Genomic DNA, 9,226 nt, shown 5'->3' on the forward strand with positions numbered 1-9,226 from the left:
GTGTTCTCTCCCCGTGGTCGCAGCTCAGCGGTGGGAACGGTCGAGCGCGGGGGCCGCGACCGGCGTGACGGTGAGATCGAGGCGCGCCGACCGGACCGGTCTCGCGGCGGGGCGGACGGGACTCGTACGGATCTCGGCACGGCGAGGCCAGTACCGGCGACGCCGGTACCCCGGTGGCGGGAGCGGAGCCCGGCCGGTCCCCTCGGGCGCGCCGGGGCCGAGTACGACGTGGGCGTTGGTGCCGCCGAATCCGAAGGCGCTGACCGCGACGCGGCTGCCGGCGGGCAGTTCGGTCGTGGTGCGCGCGGGGAAGAACGGTGACTCGGCGAACGCGAACCGCGGATTGGGCCGCTCGCAGTGCAGGGTCGGGACGATCAGCCCGTGCCGGAGCGTCTGCACGGCCTTGATGAATCCGGCGATCCCGGCCGCGCTGAGTAGGTGGCCCATCGAGCTCTTGACGCTGCCGATCCCGCAGTACTCCCGGTCGCCGGTGTGCTGCCGGTAGACGGCGGTCAGCGCCTGCAACTCGATCGGGTCGCCGATCATCGTGCCGGTGCCGTGCGCCTCGACATATCCGATGGTGCGCGCGTCGATGCCGCCGCGGGCGAGCACATCGGTGATCAGCGCCCGCTGGGCGTGCCCGTTCGGGGTGGTGTGGCCCATCGTGCGGCCGTCGTTGTTGACACCGGACGCTTCGATGACCGCGAGGATGCGGTCGCCGTCGCGTTCGGCGTCGTCGAGACGCTTCAGCATCACCAGCCCGGCGCCCTCTCCCGGGACGAAGCCGTCGGCGGACTCGTCGAAGGTGCGGCAGCGTCCGGTGGGTGACAGCGCCTTGCCGGCGCTGAGCATCAGATACGGCTCCTCGTCCAGGAGCAGGTCCACGCCGCCGGCCAGCGCCATCTCGGACTCGCCCAGCATCAGGCTCTGCGCCGCCAGGTGCACGCTGACCAGCGCCGACGAGCACGCGCTGTCGACCACGAGGTTCGGCCCGGCGAGGTCGAGGAAGTGCGACACGTGCGCCGCGATGTAGTTCTGGTTGATCCCGACGATGGACTCGCGGGTCAGCGGCCGCAGGTATTCGCGGTGGTTGCCGGTCCGGCCGCCGACGAAGACGCCGACCCGGCGGCCGCGCAACTCCTCGTCGGTGTACCCGGCGTCGTGGACGCATTCGACGGCGACCTCCAGCGTCTTGCGCACCAGGGGGTCGAGCTGCCGTGCCGTCTCGTCGTCGAAGCCGAAGTAGCCCGGGTCGAACAGGGCGGCGTCGTCGAGGAAGCCGCCCCACCGGCTCTGGCTGAACCCGGGGCCGCCGTCCGGCCGGTAGAGCGCCGTGGTGTCCCACCGGTCCGCCGGCACGTCGCCGACCATGTCCCGCCCGGCGAGCAGTGCCTGCCACAGCTGTCCCGGGTCGGCGGCGCCGGGTAGCCGGCAGCCCATCCCGATGACCGCGATCCGCATCGGCACGCCGTCCGCGGCGGGCGTCCGCGCCGGCGCCGCGGACGCCACCGGGCCGGTGGCCGGGGCGCGCACTCCTCCGTCGGTGAGCGCGGCGGCGAGCCGGGCCAGTGTCGGATGCTCCTGGAGCAGGCTGGGATCCACAACGTCGCCGAGCGCCGCCTCGAGATCGCGGACCAGCTCTGCCATCAGCAACGAGTCCACGCCGAGGTCGACGAGGTTGGTGTCGGGCCGCAGCAGGGACCGATCGGTGCGAGTGGTCCGAGCCACCACGTCGGCCAGCCAGTCGATGGTGTCCGGCTCCGGCCCGTCCGCCGGAGCGGTGACCGGCGCCGGGGCCGCCTCGGGGGCACGCCGGGGCGCCCGGAACAGGTCGTCGGCCGGCGCCGTCGTCCGGCGAGTCAGGCAGGGAAGCAGAACCGGCTCGCCCGGCACCCGCAGCGCCAGGTCGAGCAGTCGCAGCGCGTCGGTCTCCGCCAGGTCGGGGATGCCCAGCTCGGTCCCGGCGCTGGTACGCCGCTCGCCCATCCCGACGTCCCGCCAGAGCGGCCACCGCAGCGACCGGACCACGCACCCGGGCTCTTCCGCGTGCGCCTCGGCGAAGTCGTCGAGGACGTTGTTGGCCGCGGCGTAGTCCAGATAGCCCCCGGCCAGCCGCGGCGACCCGGCCGCGATCGAGGAGAACAACACCATGAGCCGCGGCAAACGGCTGCCGAACGCCGCCCACAGTGTCTCGACGGCGAGTTTGGGCCGCAGCACGTCACCGATCTCGCTGGCCGTCTTGGCCAGGAATGACCGGGGCTGGTGCATGACCCCCGCGCAGTGGAAGACCGCCGCGATCCCGCCGGCGCGGCTTCGATGTCGGTTGATCAGTCGGCGCAGCGTGCCCACGTCGTTCAGCGCATGTGTGTGGACGGAAAGCTTCACGTCCCGGTCGGCGAGGGCCAGCAGAGCGGTGAGGCGCGCGCGCAGCAGCGGGTCGGTCGACGGCTCGGCGACCAGGGACGCCCAACGGTTGCGGGCGGGCAGCGCGGAGCGGCCGATCAGGACGAGGTGCCGCGCACCCCGGTCGACCAGGTGCTCGGCGAGGCGCAGGCCGATTCCGCCGACGCCCCCGGTGATCAGAACGGCGCCCCGGTCCAGACCGGTCAGCGGGTCGAAGTCGCCGGGCTGGGCGGACCCGACCACGCGGCGCCGCCGCCGGGAGCCGGCGTACCCGATCTCGGTCTCCTGGTCGTCGGCCGTGCTCTCGGCCGCGACCGCGGCGGCCAGGTCCGCAAAGTCACCGTCGACCCGGACGGTGCGGGAGACCACCGTGGGCAGTTCTCCGGAGACGGCGCGGTAGAAGCCAGCCAGCGCCGAGCGGCGGGCGCCGCTGACGTGCAGGCAGCGCAGGCCGGTACGCGGATGCCGGCCGAGCACTTCGCGCAGCACCTCGATCCGCTCGGTGACCAGCGCGCCCGGTTCGCTCCAGTCGACCAGATCGGCGACGCCGACCAGGCCCGGCACGGCGGGCAGCGGATCGCCGGGGCGATGCGCGAGGGCGTCGTCGCCGAACAGCGTCGGCGCCAGGTTCGGGTCCGTCGTGAGGACCAGGAAGCGGCCGCGCTGAGCCGGCGCGGGTGGCGGCGCGTCCTGCCAGGCCGCGGTGAGGAACTGAGGGGCGGCAGTGGGCGCCGCCCAGTGCTGGTCCCGGCGGAACGGGTAGGTCGGCAGCGACACAATGGGGGCGGCTGGCACCGGGCCCTCGATCCCGGCGTCGCCGGTGAGCGGCTCGGCGTCGACGGCGGCGGCCAGCGCGTCCGCGAGCTCGCCGAGGTCGGCCGCCGTGACGGTGACGCGGCAGGCCAGCGTGGCCCGGCCGGTGCTCATCGTCCGAGCGATCGAGGCGAGCGGGGGCGCTTGCGGTGACCGCACCACGTTCAGCAGCGCGACGAGCGCGTCCCGCAGGGCCTGCGGGGTGCGGGCCGACACCGGCACCGCCACCCGGCCGGCCGGCAGCGCCTCGGCGGCGGGCGGTGCCTCCTCCAGGACCGCGTGCGCGTTCGTGCCGCCCATGCCGAACGAGCTGACCCCGGCCCGGCGGGGGCCGCCGCCGGGCGGCGGCTCCCATGCGGCCTGTTCCAGCTGGAGCCGCAACGGCGACCCGGACAGGTTGATCATGCGGTTCGTCCGGCGCACGTTGCGGGTGGCCGGCAGGGTCCGGTGGCGCATCGCGAGAATGACTTTCATCATTCCGGCGATACCGGCGGCGGCCTCCAGATGACCGATGTTGGTCTTGATGGATCCGATGCCGCAGTGCGGCGCGTCCGGCATCGGGTGCTGACTGCGGGCGTACAGCCGGCGGAACGCCACCACCATGGCCGACACCTCGATCGGGTCGCCCAGCCGGGTACCGGTGCCGTGCGCCTCGATGTAGCCGATGGTGGTGGGGTCGACGCCCGCCGTGGTGTATGCGCTGACCAACAGGTCGGCCTGGGCCTCCGGGTTGGGCGCGGTGAACGACTGCGCCTGCCCGCCGTGGTTGACCGCCACCTCGCGGATCACCGCGTGCACCCGATCGCCGTCGGCGAGCGCCCGGTCGAGGGGTTTGAGCAGCAACGCGCACGCCCCCTCGCCGCGGACGTAGCCGTCGGCGCCGTCGTCGAACGTGTGGCAGCGTCCGCGTGGGCTCAGCACACCTGCCCGCTGGTACGCCGCGTGCTGTCCCGGGTCGCACAGCACGTTCACGCCGCCCGCGATGGCCTGGTCGCATTCGCCGGCCCGCAGCGCCGCGATGGCCTGGGCGACCGCGACCAGCGACGACGAGCAGAGGGTGTCCACGGTGACGCTCGGGCCGCGCAGGCCCAGGGCGTACGAGACCCGGTTGGCCACCAGCGACGGGGAGACCGCGACGCTCAAGTGCGGTTCGTCGCGACCGGCGTGCTCGGCCAGAACGGTGGCGTAGTCGGAGTGGCACACCCCGGTGTAGACGCCGGTCCGGCTGCCCGCCAGCGTGGTGGGATCCTGTCCGGCGTCCTCGGCCGTCGCCCACGCCACCTCGAGCATGAGTCGCTGCTGGGGATCCATCAGCGCAGCCTCGCGGGGACTGATGGCGAAGAATTCGTGGTCGAAGCGGCGGATGTCGTCGAGCAGCGCCGCCCGTCCCACCAGATCCGGGTGCGCGGCGGTGTCCCAGCGGTCGATCGGGATGTCGCCGACGGCGTCCTCGTCGCGACCGAGCAGGTCCCACAGCTCACCCACGTTGTCCGCCCCGGGGAAACGTCCGGCCATGCCGATCACCGCGATCGGCGCCGAGGCGTCCGGCTTCGGTGCGGCCGTGGCGGCGACCGGTTGGGGCTCGCGGTCTTCGCCGCGTATCACCCGTGCCATGGCGGCGGCGGTGAAGGCCTGGAACATGGCGCTGGGATCGATCTGCAGGCCGTGCTCGTCGTGGGCCAGCGCCACGACCTCGGCCAGCGCGACGCTGTCCAGGCCGTACCGCCGCAGGTCGTCGTCGGCGGTCAGGGAGCCGGCGGGCCGACCCAGCGCCTGTTCCAGCAGCGGCAGCAGCACCGCGTCCAGGTCGTCGGGCGTGGGCGCCGGGTCCGGCCGGGCCGTCGCGGCGCGGGTGGTGACGGTGTTACCCCAGAGGTCGCCGAACACGCTGGGCCCGCGCAGTGCTTTGACCGTCTCGATCCGGGCCAGCGGCCTGTTGTCGTCCTCGCGCAGCAGCGTCGAGGTCAGCACCGCCCGGTGGCCGTCCTCCAGGCGCAGGTCGTCGAGCCGGTATCGCACGGTGTCCTCGGCGCCGCAGTTCGCCAGATACACGATGTCGCGGCTGACGGTGGCGGCCGCGGTGGCCCACTCGCCGCCTGGCGCCAGCGAGTGCAGGTACCGACGCTCGCCGTGGTCGTTGATGTGCGGGTAAGAGGCGAAGTAGAGCAGGCCGAGGGCGTTGACGTCGACGACCGGGTTGAGTTCGTAACGCTCGGTGTGCAGCCCGGGACCGTCCAGGTGGCGCCCGCTCTGCGCCTGGAAGTCGTGCAGGAAGGCAAGCTGGTCGGCGTCCGGTTCACGGGCCGGCAGGCAGCCGGGGAGCTGTGGGACTCCGGGGACCAGCCAGTTGCGGTCCGAGCGGCGGACGAAGACGGTGAGCAGCCGGACGTCGACGTGTGCCGTACCGGTGGCGAACCGGATGTCGGACAGGAACCGCCGGTCGTCCAGTCTGGTCAGTTCACCGCTCATCTCGCCTTCGTCAAGCTCGGCGAAAGAGGCGAGCGAGGCGCTCGCAGTGTGCCGGACCCGGACGAAGGCCGGAAGTAACCGGGTGCCGTCGGCATCGGCGAGTTTGTTGACCGAGGTGCCGAAGTACTCACCGATCAACGACCAGTGCAGGTCGCCGGACTCGCGTAACAGCCAGTTCTCGGAGAGGCCACCGGTGGCGAGCGTCGGCAGGCCCAGAACGACATGCCGGGCGGTCACGAGGCAGAACCGGAGGGGTGGTGACCGGGGAGCTGTGCGTAGCCGTGCTGCCACCTGCCTGGCCCCCATATTCGGTGATATAACGGGCCAGAACCCACACTCATCTGCATCAGAAAACTCCCCTGTGTCATCCGCTGCATGCAGAACGTAGTCCAGTGGATCACTCCCGTCTACAGCGCCTTGCGGTTACTTTTCGCCTTACCGAGCGTGACCAACCGCCGATCAAGGAACGGGCAAGACGGTCATTCGTGCAGCACACACCGAAGAATGCCGGGGCCCCCACCACCCGCCTCGTGAGTCGAATTTGGAGGATGCAGTGGACAAGATTTGCGATATTCGTCACACTGAGCAAGCGGGTGGTCACCCGTGACCACCGGAGCCGACGACACCGGATTGCTGAACGCCCTCCTTCCATCCGGTGTCGCCGTTTCCGAGCTGTTCACCGACCCACTGCACATCGACCTGCACCCGCAGGAGGCTGCCGTCGTGGCCCGCGCAGTCGACAAGCGCCGCCGCGAGTTCGCCGCCGTCCGTCTCTGCGCACGCACCGCGCTGAGACGGATTGGAGTGCCCCCCGGACCGATCCTGCCGGGCCCCAAGGGTGCACCGCAGTGGCCGAACGGAGTGATCGGCAGCATGACGCACTGTGACGGCTACCGAGCGGCGGCGGTAGCTCATCGCGCCACATTCGCCTCGATCGGGATTGACGCCGAGCCGCACGCCGCTCTGCCCGACGGCGTGGAAAAGCTGACCGCGCTCCCCGAGGAGCGAATAGCCCTGACCCGGCTGGCCGTCACCCACCCTCGCATACACTGGGACCGGCTGCTGTTCAGCGCGAAAGAGAGCGTTTACAAAGCGTGGTTCCCATTGACCGGCCGCTGGCTGGACTTCACGGAATGCATCATCACGCCCGATCCGGAACGTCACACCTTCACGGCCGACCTGACCGTGCCCGGACCAATTGTCGCCGGAGACCGGATCAGCCGGTTCACCGGACGCTGGCACGCCGGGGGTGACGCTCGACACGTCGTCACCGCCGTCACCGTGCCGTGGCCCGCATGACGAACCCCACCAGCCACGCCGGAAAACCCCCGGCGTGATCACTCGCGGCCCTCAGTCGTGTCAGCCAGGGCGGGCATGTGCTCGGCCGGTTGATCCGCTCCAGCGGGTTCGTCGACTGGATCAGCCAAGGCGGTCAGGTCGTCCTTGGCTTCCAGCAGCATCTGTTTGCCCGTGGGAACTGGCTGCCGAGCATGTCGGTGACGGTATCGACCTGGGCCCTCACCACGCTCTGGCTGGGCTGGGCGAAGATCGTGCGGATCGTCGCGGCGACCATCTCGCCGGCGTCCTTCAGGACCACGCCGAGGACCTCCCGGCCGCCGTCCTCGGTGATGCCGGTCGCGATGGCCACGGCCCGGGAGGCGATCTGGTGGTGGCCCCAAGCCTTGCAGTAGGTGACGTCGAGGTAGATGTAGGGGAAGCGGGCGCGGTCCAGCAGCCTGGTGCGGAACGCGGTCAACGGCTCGTCCAGGGCAGCGCAGATCCGGGAGACCTCGCACTTGGACGTCCCCGTGTCCACCCCCAGGGCTTTGACCAGGTCGTTGACCGACCGAGTGGAGACACCCTCGATGTAAGAAGCTGTTGTCGTTCCGATCTTGAGGGGTGGGCGTCGAACGGGAGTCTCGATCGGGTGATCGCGACTGGCCGTGGGCATGAAGGCAGGGCCTCTTGGTAGCTCGGGGTTGCGAAGCCAACCGAGATCCAGGAGACCCTGTTGCCGCAGTTGTACGTGCTCACGCCGGTGGAGTTCAAGTCGGCTGCTCCGTCCTGTGATTGTGTCGCTCACCGGTTCGGGAATGCGGCCGATCACCCGGAACGTGTTCGGCGGTATCCCTCGGACATGGCGGACGCGGAGTGGGCTGTGGTCCGGCCGCTGCTGCCGGTGCCGGGCTGGATGCGGGGCCGGGGCGGACAGCCGGAGGCGTACTGCCACCGGGCGATACTGGACGCGATCCGCTATCTCGTGGACAACGGCGTCAAGTGGCGGGCGATGCCGGCCGACTTCCCGCCGTGGGACCGGGTCTACGCGTTCTTCCGCCGCTGGCGCGACCACGTGCTGGTCAGGGAGTTCCACGACCGGCTGCGCGACCGGGTCCGCCAGAAGGCGGGCAGGGATGTGGAGCCGACGGCCGGTGTGATCGACTCGCAGTCCATCAAGGCGGACGCCGTCGTCGGCGCCGACAGCCGTGGCTTCGACGGCGGCAAGCTGATCAACGGACGCAAGCGGCACGTCATGGTCGACACCCTCGGCCTGCTGCTGGGCGTCATGGTCACGAGCGCGGACATCGGAGACCGTGCCGCCGGGAAGGCGCTGCTCGCCCAGGTGGCCGACGCCCGCCACCGGCTGGAGCTGGTCTGGGCCGACGGCGGCTACACCGGCAGCCTCGTCGAGCACTGCCTGGCCGTGTTCGCCCTGGTCTTGGCGATCGTCAAACGCAGCGACGACATACGCGGTTTCGTGGTGCTGCCCAAGCGGTGGATCGTCGAGCGGCTCTTCGCCCATCTGATGCGAAGCCGTCGCCTGGTCCGCGACTACGAACGCCGCACGACCAGCGCCGAGGCGATGGTCTACTGGTCGATGACCATGATCATGACCCGCCGTCTGACCCGCTCACGTTCCGCGCAAGCGTGAACCGGCCCGGCTGACGCTCGGCCAGCCAGCCCCGCGCGACCAGGCGTTTCGCCTTCGACCTGAGCGCCTCCACCTTCGACGGCACCGCGTCCAGGCCGAACAAGACGGCCATTTCCTGGCAGGTAAGCGGCCCTTGACGGAGGCGATGCCGGTCCGCGAGGGCCTGCAGGATGCGCTGGTAGTCCATCGACAGCACGGTCGCGTCCAGCCCCTCGCGCCACACCGGCACCTGCGCCTTCGGCTTTGCTGCCGTCGACGCTGGCGATGCCTCCTCTGCCTGCCCTTGCGCCGGCATCACCCGTTCGGTCCGTGCGTGATCTGCGGTTTCGTCCACCGGACCCAGCACCTCGCCGACCCGCGAGCGGGCGATGACCCACTCCTTCCATTCCCGCTCGGCCACGGCCAGCTCGGCCTGGACGCGGTCGGCCTCCTCCCGCAGCTCGTCCACACGACGGCGAGCACCCAGCTCGCGCTGCTCGAGCAACCCCACGACCGACGGCATCCACGACCTCCCAGGAACGATGACACGACAGGCCACCCCTCCCACGGGAGCACCAAACCTATGCCTGACCAGCGAAAACACCGGTCTCAGGTTCGGTACGACAACACCTA

Annotated in this window: 4 protein-coding genes and 1 pseudogene; 2 read left to right on the top strand and 3 right to left on the bottom strand. The window is 71.0% G+C overall.

Annotated features, from left to right (window positions below):
* Positions 1-24: 24 nt before the first annotated feature.
* The gene (locus ACWH4W_RS32440; protein ID WP_473077569.1) at positions 25-5,922 is read right to left on the bottom strand and encodes a beta-ketoacyl synthase N-terminal-like domain-containing protein; all 5,898 of its coding nucleotides are present in this window, start codon (positions 5,920-5,922) and stop codon (positions 25-27) included.
* Between the two features lie 393 nt (positions 5,923-6,315).
* Here ACWH4W_RS32440 and ACWH4W_RS32445 point away from each other — a divergent pair, with 393 nt between their 5' ends.
* On the top strand, positions 6,316-6,984 hold the full coding sequence (locus ACWH4W_RS32445; protein ID WP_030587758.1) for a 4'-phosphopantetheinyl transferase family protein: 669 nt from the start codon (positions 6,316-6,318) through the stop codon (positions 6,982-6,984).
* 85 nt (positions 6,985-7,069) lie between these two features.
* Here ACWH4W_RS32445 and ACWH4W_RS32450 read toward each other — a convergent pair.
* A pseudogene (locus ACWH4W_RS32450) lies at positions 7,070-7,558 on the bottom strand (transposase); the annotation flags it as partial.
* 264 nt (positions 7,559-7,822) lie between these two features.
* Between ACWH4W_RS32450 and ACWH4W_RS32455 the strand changes: the two are divergent.
* Positions 7,823-8,614 carry an IS5 family transposase gene (locus tag ACWH4W_RS32455; RefSeq protein ID WP_473074984.1) on the top strand — a complete coding sequence of 264 codons (792 nt, stop codon included), beginning with the start codon at positions 7,823-7,825 and terminating at the stop codon, positions 8,612-8,614.
* Here the strand turns inward: ACWH4W_RS32455 and ACWH4W_RS32460 are convergent.
* The gene (locus ACWH4W_RS32460) at positions 8,571-9,116 is read right to left on the bottom strand and encodes a hypothetical protein (RefSeq protein ID WP_473074983.1); all 546 of its coding nucleotides are present in this window, start codon (positions 9,114-9,116) and stop codon (positions 8,571-8,573) included. The two genes, ACWH4W_RS32455 and ACWH4W_RS32460, sit on opposite strands and share 44 nt — an antisense overlap.
* Positions 9,117-9,226 lie beyond the last annotated feature (110 nt).

This window comes from Streptomyces sp. DSM 120436, from assembly GCF_055778765.1.